Genomic DNA, 21,014 nt, shown 5'->3' with positions numbered 1-21,014 from the left:
ACTAGCGGCGCGCCCGGTTTTTGCGAGCCGCCAGCAGCCCGTCGTACAGCTCAAAATACTTTCCAACCCGGTCGCTCTCATCAAATCTCGCCCGTGCTCGCGCAGCGATTTGCGCACGAGTTGGCAGGTTGGTGCGCGATAGCAATCCGCCCACCGCCGCGGCAATTCTGTTCTGGTGATATTCTGCCACCGGCACAAACTCGGTGCTGGCAGGATCCAGAAACTCTACGAACGCGCCGGTATCGCCGGTCACCACAGGCAACCCGGCAACCGCGGCCTCGGCCAGCGCAATGCCAAAGGTTTCAAACTCGGTTGGGAGCACGAAAATATTTGCGCGGTTGTATTCAACAGCGAGCTGCGCGGCATCAAGCTGCCCTAAAAACTCAACCCTGTCAGCAACCCCCAGTTTTGCGGCGAGCGTCACCAACTTCTTGTGCATACTGCCTGATCCTGCCCAGCGTAAACGCGCGTCGTAACCGCGCTCTGCCAGCTGCGCCACCGCACAAACGGCCAGCTCAGGGTGCTTGCTCGCGGTGAGATTGCTCACCCCGAGCATTCTAATCGTACCAAAATCCCACGGTGTGTCAGCGTACACAGTGTCTGGCATGGTTACCTGGTTACCAATAACCCGCACCGGTTTACGCGAGTACTTTTGAATCGCCTCGCCCAGGTACGAGCTCACCGCAACAACCGCATCCGCTCGTAAAAGCTGCGCACGCAGCAGCCTGATAATGCTTTTCTCCCGCAGTGTCCCGTGCGGGGGGCGCAGCATCGCACTCCAGTGCTCAGTGTGCACCCACGGCACTCTGACACGCATCCCAATTAGCGGGGTCACCGCGCCTACTGTGATTGTCTGCAGCAGATCCGCTTGGTGCAGCTGCTGTGCAATTATTTTACGAGCCGCGAACGCGCTTTTGTAGCCGCTCGCAAAGGCAACAGGCACCCTGATAACCTTGAATTCTGCCCATGTGAGTTCGTTATCAAGGTCGCTTTCAAACAGGTGCGGTTCGCCCAGGTGCACAACTGTGACATCGTATTTTGAGGCAATCGCGGCAACATCGCGAAACACGAAAATACCCGTTCCGGGAGCGGATCTACTTGGAAACCAGCGGGTCACAATCAAAACCCGCTTTTTTGTTTTATTTTCTGCCATACTTTACTGCCTTACGCTATTTGCCGCTTAAATTTGCAGGTGTGGCGGTTTGTGCACTAGATATTTACGCGGTATAAAACATGATTTTAAGCCACTGCATTCTAGCTATCATATCGCACCTATTTTGCAAATCGCTACAATAAAGCAGTAAAGTTGAAAGACGTGGCTTCTTTTAAGCCGCGTACCATTCAAGACGAAAGGTATCTAACCTATGACAAAAAAGCAGAGTGCCAAACCCGCAAGGGTTTTTGGTGGATGTTTAGCGCTTGGGCTGCTGACATCTGCAGTGTTTGCTGCGGGAGTTACACCCGCAACAGCAACCCAGGTCGCTACCCCATCACCAATCGTTGGTGATAAGCCCGCCACAGCAGGCGACGGCGCGGTAAGCTACGCCATCAATCTCGCTGAAAACACGAGCGACGCTAACTTTGCGCTCGTGAAATATCTCGTCACCCAGGCAGGTGGCGCGGTAACCCAGCCGTGGCCAGAGATCCGCACCTATTTCGCGCAGAGCAAATCAGACACCTTTGCCAGTGATTTTGCAAAACTAGCCAAGGAGAAAAATATTCAGCTTGTATCGGCGGGTCCAACCCGTCAGTCTGAAATTCCAGAATATGAGCAGATCCCGCTGCCCGATCTGAAAAAAGGCACAACCGTGGTAGCTCCTACCAAGCCAACTAGCTCAACGAGCACCGATGATGACGCGGCTAAGACTACTGGAACAACTCCGGTCGATTCTACGACGGATAACACAGCTAAGATCTCGGGCGTTGCTCCGGATGAATCTGCGGCGGCACAAGAGGCAACCACCAGCACAAAAGAAAGCGGCGGTCAGCAGGCGCTTGCGAGCAAAGGTTTTGCAAGCAGGAACACTGCCACCTCTGCTGCAGATCCGCTGTCAGATCAGCTCTGGGGTCACAAGGCTATTGGCGCGCTAAAAGCATACGATGTTGACACCTACTACGCGCCGGTAACCGTTGGTGTAATCGACAGCGGTGTCGACAGCGATCACCCTGATCTAGCGCCGGTTGTAGACAAGTCATTGTCTGTTGACTGCACTGTAAACGGCATTCCTTCACAGCAGGATGAACGCTGGAGACCGCTTGACCAGGAGAGTCACGGCACTCACGTTGCGGGCACAATCGCCGCCGCGTATAACGGTGTTGGGATACAGGGCGTGAACCCGCGAGCTAAAATCGCGGGCATTCGCGTGTACCACGGCGATTTTGCCATGCCAGAGCACGTAGTGTGCGGGTTCATGTGGTCAGGTCAGAAAAAGATCGACATCACAAACAACAGTTACTATGTAGATCCGTGGGACTACTGGCTGGTAAACGAGCCGTCACAGGCTGCTGGCTACGAGTCAGTGCGCCGCGCTGTGAAATGGAGTCAGGATCAGGGTGTGCTGCACTTTGCTGCGGCTGGAAACTCTAACCAGGATCTTGAAAACGTAACCGAGGGCGAAGGTCCGGGAGACGTTTTTGACGCTGAACCACGTTTTTTCGAGCCGGAAGACATTCCTGTTGACCTCCCAAACCAGTTGCCAGGTGTTATTAGCGTTTCGGCTGTTAACCTGCCAACGCCAAAAGCGGATCCAGCAACCACAAAATTAGTTAGAGCTGGCTTCTCTAACTACGGCAAAAACTCCATTGACGTTGCGGCTCCCGGTGTGGGTATCCTATCAACCGTCTACGGCAATACATGGCAGAAGTTCGACGGCACATCAATGGCTTCGCCGCACGCAGCTGCTGTTGCGTCGCTGATCAAGTCAACGCACCCCGGTATTACCTCTGATAGCGTTGTGCAGCTGCTCAAAAAGCACGCTGCTGCAAACTACTCTCGTCTACAAGAGGATATCGAGGGCAACGAGTACCGCGGTAGCGGACTTGTTGATGCGCTCGCCGCTGTTACGAAAGATCAACCAAAGCCGCAGATTGCAGAGCAGGTTGAGTATTCAACTGACGGCGGAACAACCTGGCAGGAAGCCGGTAATAGCAATATTCTGGCGCAGGCTAACACAAAACTGAAGCTGCGCTTCAAAGCTAGCGGTCTGGTAAGCAGCGCTGTTTTGCAGGACGGCGATAAAGTGCTTGACACTAAAACCACCGCGGTGCGTTCAGCTACGGGCGACACGCTCTACGCTGAAACCGAGGTTGATGTTAGCGACAGCACACTGGCTCTCAGCTACACACTGCAAGCGTTCGGCTACAACAACAGCGCACTTGCTGATGATGACGTTACAGCCGATTTTGCTTACACGATAGTCCCAGTGGCAGCCACGCCGACCCCTGTTACGCCTATCACCTCAGCAGACACCACTAAAGCTGCTGCGGCTGGCAAACTGGCTAACACCGGTGCAGACGGCGCGATTGCGCCGCTGCTGAGCGGCACCGTTTTCGCGCTCCTGGGAGCTGGCGCGCTAACGCTCGCAGCTCGCCGCCGCACCAAAGTCTAGTTGACTCTGTTTTACGCACAGCAGCAGCCCCGGATGCGCCAACGCGGGTTCGGGGCTTCTGCTGTACCTGCACTCACCCGCGAAATTTGTGTAATTTTGCAAGGATAGCATCTAAGCAGTAAAGTTGGAGACGTGGATCATTTCTGAGCTGCGCACCATTCAAAACGAAAAGGACTTATTACCTATGACAAAAAAACAAAACGCCAAACCCGCAAGGGTTCTTGGCGGATGTTTAGCATTCGGGTTATTAACATCTGCAGTATTTGCCGCAGGGGTTATGCCCGCCACAGCAACCCAGGTAGCTGATGCCCCGATCGTGGGCAATAAACCAGCCGCAGCAGGAGACGGCGCAATGAGCTACGCCATCAACCTTGCTGCAGACACAAACGATGCCAAATACGAAACCGTAAAAGGTCTAATCACCAAGGCAGGTGGCGCAACCACTAAAGACTGGCCCGAAATTCGCACCTATTTCGCGCAGAGCAAATCTAACACTTTTACCTCTGACTTTGCGAAACTAGCTGCAGAAAACGGAATTAAGCTTGTGTCGGCGGGTCCAACCCGTCAGGCTGCGGTTTCCAAGCGCGAAGAAATTAAGCTTCCCGAAATCAAAGACCCGGCTAAGCTAAACACTCCGGCGAGTACAGCGGATAACGCCACCGGAACAAACCTGGATGACGCTGCACAGACTCCCGAAACAGCTCCGGATGATTCGGCAGCTGAAACCGACAGCCAACAAACCCCCGCTGACACGCAAGAAGCAGGTGACGCTAGCGGCGCAGAAACCAGCGGACAGCAGGCAGTTTCTGAGCTTGGTATCCTAACCGAGGGCGTTACCCCAACCGTGGGCACTACAGCATCCGAAAATGATCCGATGTCAGATCAACTCTGGGGCCACAAGGCTATTGGCGCGCTAAAAGCCTATGATGTTAAAACCTACTACGCGCCAGTAACCGTTGGCGTGATCGACACCGGCGTTGACAGTGACCATCCCGACCTTGCGCCTGTTGTCGACAAGACGCTGTCTGTTGACTGCACTGTAAACGGCATTCCGTCGCAGGAAGATGAGCGCTGGAAGCCTGCTCAAAAGGAATATCACGGTACTCACGTTGCTGGCACAATCGCAGCCGCCCAAAACGGTGTTGGTATACAGGGTGTAAACCCGCGTGCTAAAATCGCAGCTATTCGCATCTACAACGGCAACTTTGCTATGCCGGAACACGCAGTTTGCGGCTTTATGTGGGCGGGTCAGAAAAAACTTGACGTTACAAACAATAGCTACTACGTGGATCCGTGGGAGTTTTGGGTGACGAACGAGCCGTCACAGGCAGCTGGCTACGAGTCGGTGCGCCGCGCTGTGAAATGGAGTCAGGATCAGGGCGTGCTACACATTGCAGCAGCGGGCAACTCGGCTAACAATCTAGACCAGCCAATGCAGGATAAGAGTCCGGGAGATATTGCGGGTTCTAAGATCCGCACTTTTAAGCAGGGCGACAATCCGGTGCTTCTTCCTGGCGGACTGCCCGGTGTTATCAATGTTTCAGCAGTTAGTATTCCCACGCTGGACGCAGATCCAGAAACAGCGCTGCTGCTTCGTGCTTACTTCAGCAACTATGGTAAAAACTCTATTGATATTGCCGCTCCCGGAGTGTTAATTCTGTCAACGATTAACCACAAAGACTTCAAAGACCCGTGGACCAAGATCAGTGGCACGTCAATGGCTTCGCCGCACGTTGCCGCCGTTGCATCATTAATCATATCAACTCACCCCGGTATTTCAGCGAAAGACACTACGGGTATTCTCCTAAAGCACGCGAAAGACCAATACTCCCGACTAAAAGAACCCCGTGACAACAGAGAGTTCCGCGGTCATGGACTTGTTGACGCGCTAGCAGCTGTTACTAAAGATCAACCACAGCCACGACTTGAGAAGCAGGCTGAGTATTCAACTGACGATGGGGCAACCTGGCAACCCGCTACAGGTCAAGCTATTTTAGCGCCGAGCGGCACTAAGTTGAAACTGCGCTTTAAAGCCGACCACTATGTAAGCCGCTTAGTCTTGCTACAAGACGGTAAAGACCTTGATTCTAAGAGCACTGATGTACGCTCTAGTGATGGCGAGACGCTCTATGTCGCAACTGACATCATTGTTGGAGATAAGGTCGAAGATCATAATTACCAGGTGAAAGCCTATGGCTACAACAGCGACGCACTAGCGGATGATGACGTTACCGCTGATTTCAGCTACACGGTAACCCCAGCGGCAGCCACGCCAGCGCCTGTTACGCCTATCATATCAGCAGATACCGCTGCTGATGGGCAGCAAAAACCTGCTAAAGATAGCGATAAGAAACTGGTTAGCACAGGCGCGAACGGCGCAGTTGCCCCGCTACTGGGTGGCGTATTCGCCCTCCTGGGAGCTGGCGCGCTAATGCTCGCAGCTCGCCGCCGCACTAAAGCATAGTCGACCCTGCTTTAAAGCACAGCAGAAGCCCCGAACCCGCTAATGCGTGTTCGGGGCTTCTGCTGTTATCCTTGCCCTCTAGCCACGCAATGCAACCAGAATAAGCAAGCTAGTCTTGAGTAGCGGCAGTCTGTGCTACAGCGGCGGCGAGCTGCACGACACGATCCGCTGAATTATCGCTGCCACCGGAGATATTAAACACAAACTCACCGTCTGCGTAATCCACCTGCACGCTGCCACCAGATTCCAGATCACCGCTTAGAATACGCTCTGACAGCGGATCTTCAACGTACCGCTGCACCGCACGACGCAAAGGTCGCGCGCCCATTGAAGCATCATATCCGATCTCAATCAGGCCCTCTTTGGCGACGTCACTAATGCTCAGCTTAATCCGGCGATCGAGCAAAAGATCTTTTAGCTTGTTAACAAACAGATCAACGATACGCAGCAACTCTGGTTTTTGCAACTGCGGGAACACGATTGTGTCGTCAACACGGTTCAAGAACTCCGGCTTAAAGTGTTTTTTAAGCTCTTCGTTAACTTTGCCGCGCATCGCCTCATAACCCGCAACTGTTTCAGCGCCGAGTTGGAATCCAACAGGCCCGCCCGCAATGCCTTTCGAGCAGAGATTTGTTGTCATAATAATCACGGTGTTCTTAAAGTCAACAACACGCCCCTGACCGTCAGTCAGGCGACCCTCCTCAAGGATCTGCAGCAGTGAATTAAAAATATCCGGATGAGCTTTTTCTATTTCGTCAAACAGAATCACACTAAACGGCTTGCGGCGCACCTTTTCGGTTAGCTGACCGCCCTCCTCAAAGCCGACAAAGCCCGGGGGAGCCCCAAACAGCCTCGAAACGGTGTGCTTCTCACCGTATTCTGACATATCAAGCGAAATCAGAGCGCTCTCATCGTCAAACAAGAACTCCGCAAGAGCTTTTGCCAGCTCGGTTTTACCAACACCCGTAGGACCTGCAAAAATAAACGATCCCGAAGGACGCTTCGGATCTTTCAACCCGGCACGCTGGCGGCGGATCGTGCGCGAAAGCGCCGCAATAGCCTCGCTCTGCCCGATAACACGCTGGTGCAGCGCATCCTCCATAAACCGCAGTCTGCTGGTTTCTTCCTCCGTGAGTTTAAACACGGGAATGCCCGTTGCAACAGCTAGCACCTCAGCGATAATTCCAGCGTCAACGACATCCGCAGTTTCAACCTGACCAGCTCGCCACTCTTTCTCACGCTGCAACCGTTTTGCCGTTAGCGTCTTTTCCAAATCCCGTTTTTCAGCCGCCAGTTCAAACTGGTTAGACTCGATGAACATTTCTTTTTCTTTGCGAGCAAGAGCGATTTGCTCGTCAAGCTCCTGCAGCTCGGTAGGACTCGAAAGCACCGACAGGCGGAGTCTAGCGCCGGCCTCATCGATCAGGTCAATTGCCTTGTCTGGCAAGAACTTATCCTGCAGGTAACGACTCGAGAGACTAACGGCCGCTTCTATCGCCTCATCAGTTATTTTAACCTTGTGGAAGTTCTCGTAGCTTTCACGCAAACCCTTAAGAATGTTCACGGCGTGCGCGGGAGACGGCTCGTTAACCGTAATCGGCTGAAATCTACGCTCAAGAGCCGCGTCTTTTTCAAAGTATTTACGATACTCATCAAGCGTTGTCGCGCCGATTGTTTGCAGCTCACCACGCGCCAGCAGTGGTTTTAGAATATTAGCACCGTCTAAGGAGCCCTCTCCTGCCCCCACGCCAACAAGCGTGTGAATCTCGTCAATAAAACCGATAACATCGCCGCGATCGCGAATTTCGTTAGTGAGTTTCTTGAGTCTATCCTCAAACTCGCCGCGGTAGCGAGTGCCGGCAATCAGGCTGCCAAGATCTAGCGCATAAACCTTTTTATCTTTTAGAGTTTCAGGCACCTGCTCTGAAACAATTGCGCGCGCCAGCCCTTCAACAACAGCGGTTTTACCAACTCCCGGCTCGCCAATTAGCACGGGGTTGTTTTTAGTGCGCCGTGACAAGATTTGAATAACGCGCTCAACCTCTTTTTCGCGCCCGATAACCGGGTCAAGTTTACCCTCACGAGCCGCGCGAGTTAGGTTGCGCCCAAACTTTTGCAGCATTTTCGGGTCTTTTTTATCATCAGGGTCATCATGCCAAATTCCTCGAGCGCCCGCGGGTGATTTTTCATCCTCACCGCGTGCCTCCATTGTCTTGGTTAAAACCACAAGACTCATTTCAGGATCGGCACCTAGCGCCTTAATAATTTGCGCCGCAACGCCTTCACCCTCGCGCAATAGCCCGAGCGCAATATGCTCAGTTTCAATATACCCGTGCCCGAGTCGCAGCGCCTCACGCAGGCTCAGCTCAAGCACTTTTTTCGCGCGGGGAGTAAAGGGAATGTGTTTATTCTGCTGCCCTTCATCTCCTTTTCCAACGTGGCTAATAACCTGCTCAAGAACCTCGTTGTAGGTGGCATTAACGCCGGCAAAAGGCTCGACGCTCATGTTCTCTTTCTGCCTTATAATTGCAAGCAGCAGATGCTCAGTGCCGATAAAGTTATGCCTAAGCTTTTTTGCCTCTTCTTGCGCAAGCACAATCGTGCGCCGAGCGCCATCAGTAAATCTCTCAAACATTTTTCTCCTTAAGCAGCTAGTGAGCATAAAAATATAGAAATATGCGATTATTTCAAGACTATCGCCTCAAAGCGGCAAAATATAGGCTTGTTCGCCGTGAGCGTTCACGGATACTAAGGACTACTGCAGAGCGCTCGTCAATCTGGCCAGATTATTAACAAGACGCACAAAAACACTACGGCTTTGCCACTCTCGCAGTGTTAGCTCACGAGAATGCGCAATTGTTGTCGCGTTCACACGGTCAAGCTCCCGCACAAAATCAGCGCTCTGCACCAGCATAGAAACCTCATAGTTCAGGTTAAAAGAGCGGCTGTCCATATTAGAGGAACCAATCACAGCAACATCATCGTCCACCGTAAAATGCTTAGCGTGCAAAATATATGGTGGGCGGTACATAAAAATCCGCACCCCCGCCAGCAGCAACTCCTCATAATAAGAGCGCTGCGCATAGTAAGTCACCGGCTGGTCGCCCACCTCGGAAACAAAAATAGTTACCTCAACACCGCGCGCCGTGGCCGCTTTAAGCGCAATCATCAAGGCCCGCTCGGGGATAAAATACGGGCTTGTGATCCACACCCGCCGCTTTGCCGCGTAAATTAAAGCAACAAAAACCTGCAGATTATTCTCGTTAACATATCCGGGGCCCGACGGTATCAGCTGCATCGCAGTGCCGCCACTGGCAGCAACTGGCGGATCGATAGCCAGAGTGTGCTGCAGCAGCTCCCCTGTCTCCGCGTGCCAGTCAGTCGCAAAAACAGCGTCTAAACAGGCCGCAGCTGATCCGCTAACCTGCACCGTTAAATCTTTCCACGACAGCCCGCGCCGCCTGTTTGCGTGTTTATTATAGTGCGCGTCAATTAGATTTTGCGACCCCATAAACCCGCGCGTGCCATCAATCACCAGGATTTTGCGGTGGTTGCGCAGATCGGGGCGCTGATACTCGCCCCGCCACGGACGCACCGGCAGCGCGTACCGAAACAGCGCGCCCATATCCTCTAACGTTTTCTGGGTTCTGCGTCGCCACGGGTTGCGCACGGTCGAAATATAGTCGAGCAGCACTCGCACCTCAACACCGCGCTTTTTTGCGCGCGCCAGAGCCGCGAAAACCGGCTCGGTAGCCTTATCCCGCACCAAAATATAAAACTCCATATGCACAAACTTTTTTGCGCCGTCAATAGCGCGCGCCATCTCAACAAAAGTTTCATTATAAAGCGAATGCAGCGAAAAAGTATTACCGCCCATCATCGGAAAAGCACCGAGATTCCTGCCCAGCGCAATCGCGCTCGCAAGCCGCTCATCGGGCACGCGCGGCACGCTGGGAGCCGATTTACGAACCCACCTGGCAACATATTTCTGCAACGCTTTTTTAACCTCGTAGTGTCGGTTGCGGCGCCTGCGAGGCAAATACCTGCCGCCCAAAATCAGAAACGCAATAAAACCAATAATTGGCGCTAAAAATATGAACAGCAGCCACGCCATTCCCGACGAAGGACGACGGTTGCTCGGCACAACAAACAGCGCAACAACTATTAACAGCGCATTAATAATCGCGACGGTAACGGTTAAAAACTCAAATGTGTGATTCATTCACGTGCCACCAGCACCTACCACAAACCGTTACGCGCCAGAATCTGGGCGCGGAGGCAAGCCTGCTTTTGCGCGCTCCTGCGCTTCGATCCGCGAATATTCGCGCCGCTCGGTGCGATCCGCTCTTAAAATGGTGCGAATCAGCAGCCAGAATAAAATGCCCGCAAAAATTGTTGGCACAATAGACCAGATTGCGTTTGCTAGCCACTCAGACATTTTGCCCCACCCTACTTCACCAGCGGGAATAGGATTGTTTCGCGAATCCCAAGCCCCGTTAGCGCCATCAATAGCCGGTCAATTCCCATTCCCATGCCGCCGGCAGGTGGCATCCCGTGTTCCATCGCGCGCAGAAAATCCTCATCAACGCGCATTGCTTCAGGATCGCCCGCCGCCGCCATTTTAGCCTGCGCCACAAAACGCTCGCGCTGCACAACCGGATCGGCGAGTTCCGAGTATCCGGTGGCAAGCTCGAAGCCATGCACGTACAGATCCCACTTTTCAACAACCCCCGGGATGCTTCTGTGATGGCGTGTTAGCGGGCTGGTTTCAACCGGAAAATCCATCACAAAGGTGGGTCGGCGCAGGCTGTCTTTCACGAAATGCTCCCAGAGCTGCTCAACGAGTTTGCCATGGTTTGGGAGTTTTACCTCAACCTCCTCGCGTGCGGCAAGCTCTTGCAGCTGTGCAACCGGAGCTTCGGGGGTTATTTTTTTACCCACAGCCTCAGAGAGAGTGTCGTACATTGAAATACGATCCCAGCTGCCCCCAAAATCAGAATCAGTGCCGTCAGCGTGGCGCGCAACGCAGCTGCCCTCGCGCTCGGTCCCCGCGTTTACCGCGCGCACCGCGTTCTGCACCAGTTCCTGGGTTAAATCTGCGATCGAATTATAATCGCCATAAGCCTGATATGCTTCGAGCATTGCGAACTCCGGGCTGTGCGTTGAGTCGGCACCCTCGTTTCTGAAGTTGCGGTTAATCTCAAAGACCCGCTCCAGACCGCCCACAAGCGCGCGCTTTAGATACAGTTCGGGTGCGATCCGCAAATACAGCTCGGTGTCAAAAGCATTCGAGTAGGTTGTGAACGGACGCGCCGCAGCGCCGCCGTGCAGGGTTTGCAGCATTGGTGTTTCAATCTCGATAAAATCGCGCCCCGCAAAAGTTTCACGCAGACTCTGCATTGTTTTTGCGCGGGTTAGCACGTTTGTGCGCGCCTGCTCACGCACAATCAGGTCAAGATAGCGCTGTCTCACTCGCGTTTCTTCGTTAAGTTCTTTGTACGTGTTGGGCAGCGGCACCAACGCCTTAGACGCTATTTGCCACTCATCCGCCATCACTGACAATTCGCCGCGCTTGCTAGAAATCACCTCGCCCCGAACAAAAAGGTGATCGCCTAAATCGACCAGTTCTTTGAACTGCGCGAGCGTCTCTTTGCCAACAGCAGCTTCGCTCAGCATCGCCTGTAATCGCGCGCCATCGCCCGCCTGCAAAGCCACAAAGCAGAGCCTACCAGTGTTGCGCAGATTTACAACGCGCCCGGCAACCCCAACCGTTTGCCCGGAAGCGCTGCCGTTTTCTGCCTCTAAATGCCCGAACTCGCGACGCACCTCACCAATCGTTGCGGTTATAGCAACCGTCACAGGGTACGCGCCGCCCGCCAAATCAGCATCGGCGTTCAACCTGTTGCGCTTTACCATGCGCACAGCCATCTGCTCGTGCACTTCTGCTTCGCATCCGACCGCTTCTTGTGTTTCGCCGCCGCCCGCCTCTTGCACCCCATCTTGCTTGCTCATAACCCCACAACTCCTTGGAATATTAAGTATCTTTTAATTATATTGTTTTTATAGCGGATAAGCCCGCCGCCGCCCGGATCAGCCACAAAATCAGCGATCAAGCAGGTCGTCGAGGTTTTCCGGCGCAGTTACACACAGCGCCTCTGCGATGCTGCTCACAATAGTACTGCCCGCCAGCAGAGCAGGCTCGTTAACCCCCAGCTTTGCAAGATTTGCAACCGTTTGCTGCACAACAGCCGCGCTCATGTGGCGTGCCGCATCCATTATTTCAGCGTATTTGGGGCGATCCGCATCAGCAATAATAACCGGCTCGGCACCCATTTCGAGCGCGAGCGCCTGCGCAATTGGCAGCACCGGCGCGGACGCAGTAACCACGATGCGCGACTCTTTGAGCCGGGCAATATCGAGGCTAGTGCCCGTGAAAACCATCGCCGGGTGCAGCGCCAGCCCGATCACTCCGCAAACCAGCGCCGGATTAAACACGCTGTGCCCCAGCTCTGGCGCGGTATGCAACAGCAACTGCCCCTGCTGCCAGGCGTTCAGCTTGGTTAGCCCCCGCACCAGCTGCGGCATCTCACCACCGGGCACTGCAAAAATAACCAGCGCGCTCTGGCGCACGAGAGTTTCCGCATCAAGCGTCTTAACTCCCGGCAGCAGCGCTTGCACGCGCTCCCGCGCGTCATCTCCCGTAGCCGTAATACCAACAAGCTCGTGCCCTGCACCGGCGAGTGCTTTTGCGAGAATCGGCCCGACCGCGCCGGATCCAATAACCCCAAAACGCAGTCTGGTCGCGGCAAAACCGCTTTTGATCGCGCTCCCGGAGTTACGCAGTTTGCTCATCAACAACTTCTGCCAGCACGTTTTCAACCGTCTGCGCGCTTAAATTCAGCTTTCCCGCGGCATCGCCCGGTTCTACGCTGTCAGACTGCGCCAAAACCTCTGCGAGTTTTTCAAAGAGTTCTTTTGCCTGATTTTTAGGTAAACCCGCAACGTCATAGAAAAGCGTGTTAGTGCGCCGCACCAACGATACTTTAGCAAGCCCGAGCAGTTTCAACAGCGGGCCACTGCGATAAACAACAGCCTGCGCTTTGGCGGGCAGCATATAGGCAATTCTGTTGGTGAAGAACCCGCCGCGGCTAGCAAAAACATGATTTTCAGCACGATCACCAAACACCTCGGCTCCCTCATTGCTCGCTGATAGCACAATCAGCGGTACCGCTCGTTTAGCCGCAGCGTAGCTAAGCTGCGCACCTCTGCGCTGCGCCGCAAATATCTCTTCGCTGTAGCGCTCACCCAGCAGCAATTGCACAACCCGGCGCATATCGGCAGCCCGCCCAACGGGCAATGCCGTGTAGCTTTTGCCGTTAAACTGCGTCAGGGATTCGCTCTGTTTATTAACTCCCGAGCTCACGGCTTCAACCATGTACCAGCCAAAAAATCGCCACAAAAACGGCTGCACAACCTGCACCGTATGTATTTTATCGAGCGGCAAAGTCTCGGCTTTAATTGTTGACAGCCCGGCAGAAATTCTAATCTGAGAATTGCTAACCCCGATTACAAAGCCGTAACCCTCGTTAATGTGTTTAACAAAAAACGCGGCCACTCCAAACGCAACAGGAACTAGCGAGCTTACACTCGTAAGAATAATAGATTCGCGAGCTTCGCCCTGTACGAAAACGAAAAGCGCACTAACTGCACCAGCAAACAGCAAAGCAAGGGGGGCTACTCTCGCAAGTGTTGCGAGCAGCAGCATTTTAACCGGAACCTGCAGCAGGGTTTTATCCCGCACAGCGGTTGCGCTAACGTCGCGATCAAGCGCGCTGTGCACAACCCGGTCTAGCAGGTGCGCATTTTGAACACCCTGCAGCGGATCATCCGCCACCGCATCGGTTTGCCCGCTCGCACCAGCGACTCCCTCCTGCTCGCGCTTTGCGACGGCGACCAGGCGCAGCAGGTCTGCGCGCGCCTCTTTAGCGTTACCGTGCGATAGCGCGCTGAGTATGATTTCATCGCTCGCGCTCACTATTTTAATCACAGCAAGACCCATTATGCGCGCGGCAATGCGGCGCTCAACATCAACCCCTACAATCTTGTTAAGCGCTAATGCCTTATATTTTTTAGTGAGGATGCCCTGATTTATTTCGATTTGCCCCGCGTACACGCGGTATCGTGTGAATCGCCAGCTCAGCACACCGTACACGATTATAAACAGCAGCAGCGCAATAACAGCGCCCAGCACGAGCCGAGTGGTAATGCTCATCGTGCTGATGTGTTCAAAAACGTTTTTAACTTCTGCGCCGCCCGCATTGCTGCCGAGTAAAAACGCCTCGACTAGCGTGTCCCTGAAGTTAATTATCACAATACCGATGAGCACACCGACAGTCAGCAGCAAATCAAGCAGCGGGGAGAGCGGATGCAACCGTCGCCATTCTGGATCTCCCGCTATTACTACGGCACTGTGATATGCTGGTGCGGCGGATTGTTCCAGCGCACCCACGAAACTCTGTTGTTGCACGCCTGCCGCGCTCTGCTCTGGCACGCCTGCCATGCCCGACTTCAATCCGACTGCAGCGCAGTTGCGTGCTTCAAAGTTTTGCTGCGCCGTCATTATAAATCGCTCCTACGATCTTTAGCCAGTCGCATTAGCTCGTCACGCAGCTGTTCCGCGTGCGCCTGCTTAAGCCCCGGCAGGTTCACGTTTGCTGTGGCGGCGGCGGTCACAAACTGCAACGACGAAAGATTAAAAATTCGCATAATAGGACCTCGCTTAATTTCAACCAGCTGCAACCTGCCGTAGGGCACCGCGGTCATTTTGTGAAATAAAAATCCCTGGAAAAACAAGAAATCATCGTCGCGCAAAGCATATCCGATTGAGATTATTCTGCGCCACGAGAGCAGTGCGCCTAAAATTGTAGCCCCAACAATAAACCAGTAAACAATTGCTACAAAGAGCATATGTATGAGCTCGTAATGAGCCAGGAATAACCCGGCAATAATCTCAAGCAACAGAGCTATAAGCGAGATTGTCAAATCAACAAAAAGGTATTTCTTGCTGATTCTGTACACCCGATTACGCTCGTATGATTCCGTACTCATGCCTACAATTTTACACCCCGAATATATGCGACCGGCTGAACAAAACATTCGGCTGCGGAAGAGTGTTCAGCCTGCGGATGCACACTGGCAGGTGCAATAGCAGGCGCAGCGCCCCGCGCACAGTGCCTGGCAAATAAGTATGCCCCGGCAGAGTTTCCTGCCGCGAGTTAAGCAATTTCTGGCATATCACCCGGCGCGATATTTCCCGCACCGCCGCCTGCGCCGTCTGTTGGCGGATCAATCCGGCACACTCTCTCAACCCAGCGCGCACCAGCAACAAGCCCCACGCCCGTAACAATCAGCACCAGCGTTGGCATCCACAGCTGCGGCACGGTTTCTGCGACGCGCGGTATGATCCACAGCACAAGCCCTGCGGCGAACCCCGCACAGGCCGCTCCGAGCAGAGCGCCAGCACGTGCCGCCGCTAAAAGCCTTACCGCGGCAAAGGGGTTTATTTCGTGCGGCGCGTTTTTGCGCTGGGTGCGCAGCCGCGCGCCCAGCACTAGCAGTGTTACGAGCAGTGCCAGCAGCAGGGCAGATTGCAGCAGCGTCGGCGTGACTATTTTCCACCCGGCGGCAATTGCCAACAGCTGCACGCAATAGCCAAAAATGCCGGCGATAAAAGCCGCCGTCGCAATAACTCGCAGCGCCAGTTTTTTAATCATGGCAGCCCTCCTCGGTGCGTGCGCCTTGCCCCGCAGGCGCACTGTTGACGCGGTTTTGCCCGCCGGACGCGTTCTGCCTCGCGGTTTCAATACCGGTGCGCTCTTCCCCGCCGTGCACGCCTTGCCCCGCAGGCGCACTATTAGCGTAATATTCCTCACCGACCTGCCCCTGCTGCGCGATTACGTTACTGACAAGATCTTGCCCACCAATCGCGCCTTGTTTCACGGTCGCATTTTTAACACTGTCCAATAACTCGGCAACACGCCCACGCCCGGGCAAAACAGCTTCCGGATCAAGCGCCAACCACGGCTCAAGCACAAAATCTCGCTCGTGCGCGCGCGGGTGCGGCAGTGTTAGATCCGGCAGGTTAAGCACGGTTTCGCCATAGCAGATAATGTCAATATCAAGGGTGCGATCCCCCCACGGAGTTTCACGCACTCTGCCGTGCAAGCTCTCGATCTGCTGGGTTAACCGCAAGAGTTCTACGGGACTAAGTGATGTTGCAGCTAGGGCAACCCCGTTAAGGTATCCGGGAGCTGTCTCATCAACACCATCAAAGTCAAGTTTTACAGTCTCAATCAGGGCAGAAGCACGAAACGCTACAATTTCGGTGTGCTCTACAAGCTCCCGCTGCGCAGCTCGAATCACGCGCGCACGATCTCCCAGGTTAGCCCCAAAAGCTAAAACAACCGGGAAAAGTTGCCCGCCCGCGCGCAGCGCGCCACCTGTCACCGTCATAATTTTTAGTCGCTAGAGCCTGATTCGCTGGTAACAACGCCCGGTTTTGTTTTACCAGAACAGGCACAAACGTTATTTTGCGCAGCATATTTTGCGCTTTCCTGCGACTGCGGCTTATCAGACGTGCAGCCGCACCCGGAAGCTGAGCCGATAACAAGCCCGGTTGTGGTTTTTGATGTTGACTTACAAGCGCAAGACACGGTGTTCCTCCTAGTTTTTATGGTTAATTGCGCAGCGCACAGTGCGCCTCGCGGGTTCTGGTTACTGTTACTAGAATATCGGAAACTTTTTGCGCAACGGACGCCGACGGCTTATGCACTGTGACCGTGGTCGCACACACACCAGCAAAACTCAACGCCGCAGCAGCCAATTTTTCTGCCAGGGTTTCAATCAAATCTAGCACGGTTTCAGTTGCCACACGCTCGAGCTCGGCTGCAAGCTCGGCGTAGTTTACAGTCTTTGCAATATCATCAACCGCGCTGCCTGCGCGCGCCGCGAGGCGCACCTCGCAGTCGATATAAAAAGTCTGCCCGGATTGCTTTTCGTGCTCAAAAACACCGTGCCGCGCAAACACTGCAAGCCCTTTAATCGCAATCACGTCGAGTTCGTGCGTTGAAACTCCGGCGGGCGGCTGCGCTACGTTGGCGGGCAGCGGATCGCCCCTACCAGGTTCTGCCATCGCACACGCGTCCGCATCGTCATGTTTCGCGCCCGGTTCTGCGGTTGCGCAGACACCGGTTTTGCTCGGTTTCACACGCACTGGCGCATCCGGCCTCGCGTCCACTTCGCCCAGTTTAGCTGTCGCACGCAGTGCCAGCGCGCTCGCTGGCACACTGTGTACGCGTACACCCCACACACCGGCTCGCGCACAGTGAGCGCTCACCAACGCGGTAATCGCATCAAGCTCAGCAAGCCCGGGCTGCTGCACCCCCGCTTCGCGCACACAGTCGGCGATCATCCGCTTCCGACTCGCCCCGATTAGCACCGGATACCCCAGCTCCTGCAGCTCCTCGATGCGGTTTAACAGCTCCCAGCACTGATCCGGTGTTTTATCAAAACCAAGCCCCGGATCAACAATAATACGCGCGGGCGAAATTCCTGCCGCAAGCGCCGCGGCAATCCGCTCCCGCAGCGCCGCGCACACCTCAACAACTACATCACGGTAAACACTGCGCGAATAGTTTTTTTTCGGAAACCCACGCCAGTGCCCAATAATATAGCTCGCCCCTGCCTGCGCAACTGTCGCCAGCATTAGCGGATCATACAGCCCGCCAGAAACATCGTTCACAATTTTTGCACCGCGCGCGAGCGCGAGTTTTGCGGTCGCGACGTGCACGGTATCCACCGAAACAGTGTGCCCGGCAGCAGCTATCGCGCTCACAGCATCCAGGATTCTGCGCTGCTCAAGATCCGGCGCAATTCGCTCAGAGCCGGGACGCGTGCTCTCCCCGCCAATGTCGATAATGGCAGCGCCGGTGTCCGCCATAGCCTGCGCCGCCGCTAAAGCCTGAGCAACGCCGCTAACCTCACCGCCATCACTAAAACTGTCTGGGGTGAGGTTAAGAATCCCCATTAAAAGCGTCATAGCAACTCTCGCAAAGGTTTGTTCGTAGTTTTTTCACCGCCGGTCGCCTCGCCCGCGCTAAAACCGAGCAGCGTCAGAGCCTCTGCTCTTAGTTCGCCCGAGGTAAGCTCGCCGCTCGCTGCAACGGTTGTCAGCGTCGCCTCGCGCGCTTTAGCGCCGCGGTCGCTTAAACAGCCGTGCCTAGCTGTTACAACCGCCAGCACACCGCGCGTCTGCAACCCCTGCTGCACAGCATCCACCAGTTCGGCATTAAAACGCTCCTGCAGCTGCGGTTTAGCGGCAAGCACTTCAATTGCGGCGGCAACGGAACCCAACCCGGCCAGCCTGTGCCGCGGCAAATAAGCAACAGCGACAGTGCCGTAAAACGGCATCAGGTGGTGCTCGCACAGCGAGCTAAAAGCTATTTCCCGCACCGCAACAGTCTGCGCTACAGCGTTTTCAACCGGCAGCGTTTTAGCAAAGCACTGCAACGCATCCGCCCCAACTCCGGCACACATCTGCGCTAGATTCTCGGCAACCCGCGCCGGAGTCTGCGCTAACCCGTCTCTTGCAGGATCTTCGCCGAGCGCGATTAAAATCTGTTTAACCGCGGTCTCAATAGTCTCCCTGTTACCCGCAAAAGTCATTGCTCAACTTGCTAACACCTAGGCGTTATCAACGCCACCACCGGTGTCTGGCGATGCCAGTGGCAGCTCGCCCGCGCCCGGTTTTATTTTCGGCGCAGAGTGCGGATTTGCTGGCAACTCAGTATTAGAGTTAGAAACCGCGTTAGCTGCCGCATGATTAACATCAGCGCTAACACTATCTGGCACTTTAATTGGCGGAATATCAGAAACAGGGCGCTCCTTGCTGGAAAGCCAGGTTGGGCGCGGTGCGATTTTTTTAACGTCCTTAAAGATTTCTGCGATCTCGTTGTGATCGAGAGTTTCTTTTTCGAGCAGCTCTAGAGCTAGCCGGTCAAGAATCTCGCGGTTATTAACGATAATCTCGTACGCTTCGTTGTGACCCTGCTCCATAATTTCACGCACTTCAGCGTCAATCTCTTGCGCTGTCACACCGGAGTAAGAACCACCCGCGGTTGAGTCTGCCATAAAAGCTGAGCTGTCGGCATTGCCGAGTTTAATCGGCCCGAGTTTCGCCGACATTCCGTAATCGGTAACCATTTTGCGCGCAATATCGGTTGCTTTGTCAATATCGTTACCCGCGCCGGTTGTTGGATCGTGGAAGATCAACTCTTCGGCAACACGACCTCCGAGCGCATAGGCGATCTGATCCTGCAGTTCGTTACGGCTCACCGAGTATTTATCGTCAAGCGGCAGCACCAGAGTGTAGCCCAGCGCCCTACCGCGAGGCAGAATCGTAATCTTAGTAACCGGATCGGTGTGGTTTAGCCCCGCAGCAACAAGCGCATGCCCACCCTCGTGGTATGCGGTAACAAGTCGCTCATGGTCTTTCATCATGCGCGTCCGCCGTTGCGGACCAGCCATAACCCTGTCAATAGCCTCGTCGAGCGCGCGATTGTCAATCAGCTGCGCGTGCGAGCGGGCAGTTAGAAGAGCCGCCTCGTTGAGCACGTTAGCAAGATCCGCTCCCGTGAATCCCGGGGTTTTACGAGCTACGCTGTCAAGATCAACGTTTTTAGAAAGCGGCTTACCCTTTGAGTGCACTTCGAGAATATCGCGGCGGCCCTTCATTGACGGCGCGTCAACACCTATTTGGCGGTCGAAACGCCCCGGGCGCAAAAGCGCCGGGTCGAGCATATCCGGGCGGTTTGTTGCGGCGATCATAATCACATTTGCGTCGCTCTCAAAGCCGTCCATCTCAACGAGCATCTGGTTTAGCGTTTGCTCGCGCTCATCGTGACCACCGCCCATGCCGTGACCGCGCTTCTGACCGACCGCGTCGATTTCGTCAATAAAAATAATTGCCGGAGAGTTTGCTTTTGCCTCTTTGAACAGATCGCGCACGCGGCTCGCGCCAACGCCCACGAACATTTCAACAAAGTCAGAGCCTGAAATAGAGTAAAAAGGAACCCCGGCCTCACCAGCTACGGCGCGCGCCAGCAGGGTTTTACCCGTTCCCGGAGGACCGTACAGCAGAACACCCTTCGGGATTTTCGCGCCAACCGCCAAAAATCGCGCTGAGTCTTCAAGAAAATCTTTAATTTCGTGCAGCTCTTCAACCGCTTCTTCAGCACCTGCGACATCATCAAAACGCACCTGCGGGGTTTCTTTGGAAGCCAGTTTGGCACGCGACTTGCCAATCTGCATCATCTTGTTGCCGTTGCCCATCGCGGAAATAAAGAACCAGAACAGCAGCCCAAAAATAATAATCGGCAAAAACAGGCTCAGAATAGAAAAAAACGGGTTCGGCTGCGGCACTTCGTCAGTGTAACCGTTTTTAATTTTCGCCTTGTCTATCGCCTCAACAACAGCGTCACCGCGCTGCTTCACGTAGAAAAAGTGCAGGTTTTTAGAGCCGGTTTCTTTGTCTTCTGTTGCCAACTGCAGATCAACCCGCTGCTCGCCGTCAACTATTTTTGCGGTCTGTATTTCCTGATTTTTTAGAATCTCAAGCCCGCGCTCAGTTTTAATTTCAGGATTGCTGCTGCCAGCAAAAATAGACCAACCAATTAGCACGATAATCGGGGCAACCAGCAAGTAAATGTACGGGCCTCGTAAAAACTTTTTACGCTTCGAGTCAGTTTCTGCCACGAATTAAGCCTTTCTCTGAAAACAAACACGGATTTCAGTATAGATTACCCTCCCAATTAGAGTTAGTGCTGAAAATTCTCCAGGGACGTCCGAGTAAACGTCACACAATAGCGAATCGCGGGCGCGCACGT

General features: G+C 54.3%; 16 protein-coding genes. 2 read left to right on the top strand and 14 right to left on the bottom strand.

Translation table 11 applies throughout. From position 1 onward, the window contains the following. Nucleotide 1: 1 nt before the first annotated feature. Complete coding sequence (locus KJY78_RS04175) at nt 2–1,153, bottom strand: glycosyltransferase family 4 protein (RefSeq protein WP_214337360.1); 1,152 nt, start codon at nt 1,151–1,153, stop codon at nt 2–4. A gap of 211 nt (nt 1,154–1,364) precedes the next feature. On the opposite strand from KJY78_RS04175, the gene KJY78_RS04170 reads away from it, so the two are divergent. Beyond that, nucleotides 1,365–3,608, top strand: coding sequence for a S8 family serine peptidase (locus KJY78_RS04170; RefSeq protein WP_214337359.1), 2,244 nt, complete (start codon nt 1,365–1,367; stop codon nt 3,606–3,608). 184 nt (nt 3,609–3,792) lie between these two features. Continuing rightward, a complete protein-coding gene (locus KJY78_RS04165; RefSeq protein WP_214337358.1) occupies nt 3,793–6,072 on the top strand; it encodes a S8 family serine peptidase in 2,280 nt (759 codons plus the stop codon). Nucleotides 6,073–6,181: 109 nt separating this feature from the next. On the opposite strand, the gene KJY78_RS04160 is transcribed toward KJY78_RS04165, so the two are convergent. The 13 genes from KJY78_RS04160 to ftsH form a co-directional block, all read right to left on the bottom strand. Beyond that, nucleotides 6,182–8,707: an ATP-dependent Clp protease ATP-binding subunit gene (locus KJY78_RS04160; protein WP_214337357.1), complete on the bottom strand. Its 2,526-nt coding sequence runs from the start codon at nt 8,705–8,707 to the stop codon at nt 6,182–6,184. Between the two features lie 120 nt (nt 8,708–8,827). After that, entirely contained in the window at nt 8,828–10,294 is a 1,467-nt protein-coding gene (cls, locus tag KJY78_RS04155; RefSeq protein WP_214337356.1) for a cardiolipin synthase, read from the bottom strand. A 30-nt stretch (nt 10,295–10,324) separates the two neighbouring features. Beyond that, nucleotides 10,325–10,510 carry a hypothetical protein gene (locus KJY78_RS04150; protein WP_214337355.1) on the bottom strand — a complete coding sequence of 62 codons (186 nt, stop codon included), beginning with the start codon at nt 10,508–10,510 and terminating at the stop codon, nt 10,325–10,327. 11 nt (nt 10,511–10,521) lie between these two features. Then, nucleotides 10,522–12,000, bottom strand: a complete 1,479-nt coding sequence (gene lysS, locus KJY78_RS04145; RefSeq protein ID WP_250544176.1) for a lysine--tRNA ligase — start codon at nt 11,998–12,000, stop codon at nt 10,522–10,524. A 174-nt stretch (nt 12,001–12,174) separates the two neighbouring features. Beyond that, on the bottom strand, nt 12,175–12,924 hold the full coding sequence (locus KJY78_RS04140; protein WP_214337353.1) for an NAD(P)-binding domain-containing protein: 750 nt from the start codon (nt 12,922–12,924) through the stop codon (nt 12,175–12,177). Further along, on the bottom strand, nt 12,908–14,692 hold the full coding sequence (locus tag KJY78_RS04135; RefSeq protein WP_214337352.1) for a PH domain-containing protein: 1,785 nt from the start codon (nt 14,690–14,692) through the stop codon (nt 12,908–12,910). Before KJY78_RS04135 ends, KJY78_RS04140 begins: the two co-directional genes overlap by 17 nt. Further along, nucleotides 14,692–15,180 carry a PH domain-containing protein gene (locus KJY78_RS04130; RefSeq protein ID WP_214337351.1) on the bottom strand — a complete coding sequence of 163 codons (489 nt, stop codon included), beginning with the start codon at nt 15,178–15,180 and terminating at the stop codon, nt 14,692–14,694. The genes KJY78_RS04135 and KJY78_RS04130 overlap by 1 nt, the downstream gene beginning before the upstream one ends. A gap of 167 nt (nt 15,181–15,347) precedes the next feature. Next, nucleotides 15,348–15,845, bottom strand: a complete 498-nt coding sequence (locus KJY78_RS04125) for a DUF3180 family protein (RefSeq protein WP_214337350.1) — start codon at nt 15,843–15,845, stop codon at nt 15,348–15,350. Continuing rightward, nucleotides 15,838–16,584 (bottom strand): 2-amino-4-hydroxy-6-hydroxymethyldihydropteridine diphosphokinase, encoded by a 747-nt coding sequence (gene folK / locus KJY78_RS04120; RefSeq protein ID WP_214337349.1) that lies wholly within the window; start codon nt 16,582–16,584, stop codon nt 15,838–15,840. Before folK ends, KJY78_RS04125 begins: the two co-directional genes overlap by 8 nt. A gap of 5 nt (nt 16,585–16,589) precedes the next feature. Further along, complete coding sequence (locus KJY78_RS04115) at nt 16,590–16,784, bottom strand: hypothetical protein (RefSeq protein ID WP_214337348.1); 195 nt, start codon at nt 16,782–16,784, stop codon at nt 16,590–16,592. A 23-nt stretch (nt 16,785–16,807) separates the two neighbouring features. Then, nucleotides 16,808–18,169 carry a dihydropteroate synthase gene (gene folP, locus KJY78_RS04110; protein ID WP_214337347.1) on the bottom strand — a complete coding sequence of 454 codons (1,362 nt, stop codon included), beginning with the start codon at nt 18,167–18,169 and terminating at the stop codon, nt 16,808–16,810. Further along, nucleotides 18,166–18,795 (bottom strand): GTP cyclohydrolase I, encoded by a 630-nt coding sequence (gene folE, locus KJY78_RS04105; protein WP_214337346.1) that lies wholly within the window; start codon nt 18,793–18,795, stop codon nt 18,166–18,168. The genes folP and folE overlap by 4 nt, the downstream gene beginning before the upstream one ends. 18 nt (nt 18,796–18,813) lie before the next feature. Next, on the bottom strand, nt 18,814–20,883 hold the full coding sequence (ftsH, locus tag KJY78_RS04100; protein ID WP_214337345.1) for an ATP-dependent zinc metalloprotease FtsH: 2,070 nt from the start codon (nt 20,881–20,883) through the stop codon (nt 18,814–18,816). Nucleotides 20,884–21,014 lie beyond the last annotated feature (131 nt).

The organism is Canibacter zhuwentaonis, assembly GCF_018531145.1.
GTDB lineage: Bacteria > Actinomycetota > Actinomycetes > Actinomycetales > Microbacteriaceae > Canibacter > Canibacter zhuwentaonis.
Note: the sequence above shows the minus strand (reverse complement) of the source record. Positions and strands in the feature narration are given on the sequence as shown.

Excerpts from the sequence above, each read along its gene's own strand:
- KJY78_RS04175 (WP_214337360.1), bottom strand. The coding sequence starts at position 1,153 with ATGGCAGAAAATAAAACAAAAAAGCGGGTTTTGATTGTGACCCGCTGG.
- cls (WP_214337356.1), bottom strand. The coding sequence starts at position 10,294 with ATGAATCACACATTTGAGTTTTTAACCGTTACCGTCGCGATTATTAAT.
- KJY78_RS04135 (WP_214337352.1), bottom strand. The coding sequence starts at position 14,692 with ATGACGGCGCAGCAAAACTTTGAAGCACGCAACTGCGCTGCAGTCGGA.
- KJY78_RS04160 (WP_214337357.1), bottom strand. The coding sequence starts at position 8,707 with ATGTTTGAGAGATTTACTGATGGCGCTCGGCGCACGATTGTGCTTGCG.
- KJY78_RS04130 (WP_214337351.1), bottom strand. The coding sequence starts at position 15,180 with ATGAGTACGGAATCATACGAGCGTAATCGGGTGTACAGAATCAGCAAG.
- KJY78_RS04125 (WP_214337350.1), bottom strand. The coding sequence starts at position 15,845 with ATGATTAAAAAACTGGCGCTGCGAGTTATTGCGACGGCGGCTTTTATC.
- folP (WP_214337347.1), bottom strand. The coding sequence starts at position 18,169 with ATGACGCTTTTAATGGGGATTCTTAACCTCACCCCAGACAGTTTTAGT.
- folK (WP_214337349.1), bottom strand. The coding sequence starts at position 16,584 with ATGACGGTGACAGGTGGCGCGCTGCGCGCGGGCGGGCAACTTTTCCCG.
- lysS (WP_250544176.1), bottom strand. The coding sequence starts at position 12,000 with ATGGCTGTGCGCATGGTAAAGCGCAACAGGTTGAACGCCGATGCTGAT.
- KJY78_RS04150 (WP_214337355.1), bottom strand. The coding sequence starts at position 10,510 with ATGTCTGAGTGGCTAGCAAACGCAATCTGGTCTATTGTGCCAACAATT.
- KJY78_RS04140 (WP_214337353.1), bottom strand. The coding sequence starts at position 12,924 with ATGAGCAAACTGCGTAACTCCGGGAGCGCGATCAAAAGCGGTTTTGCC.
- folE (WP_214337346.1), bottom strand. The coding sequence starts at position 18,795 with ATGACTTTTGCGGGTAACAGGGAGACTATTGAGACCGCGGTTAAACAG.
- KJY78_RS04165 (WP_214337358.1), top strand. The coding sequence starts at position 3,793 with ATGACAAAAAAACAAAACGCCAAACCCGCAAGGGTTCTTGGCGGATGT.
- KJY78_RS04170 (WP_214337359.1), top strand. The coding sequence starts at position 1,365 with ATGACAAAAAAGCAGAGTGCCAAACCCGCAAGGGTTTTTGGTGGATGT.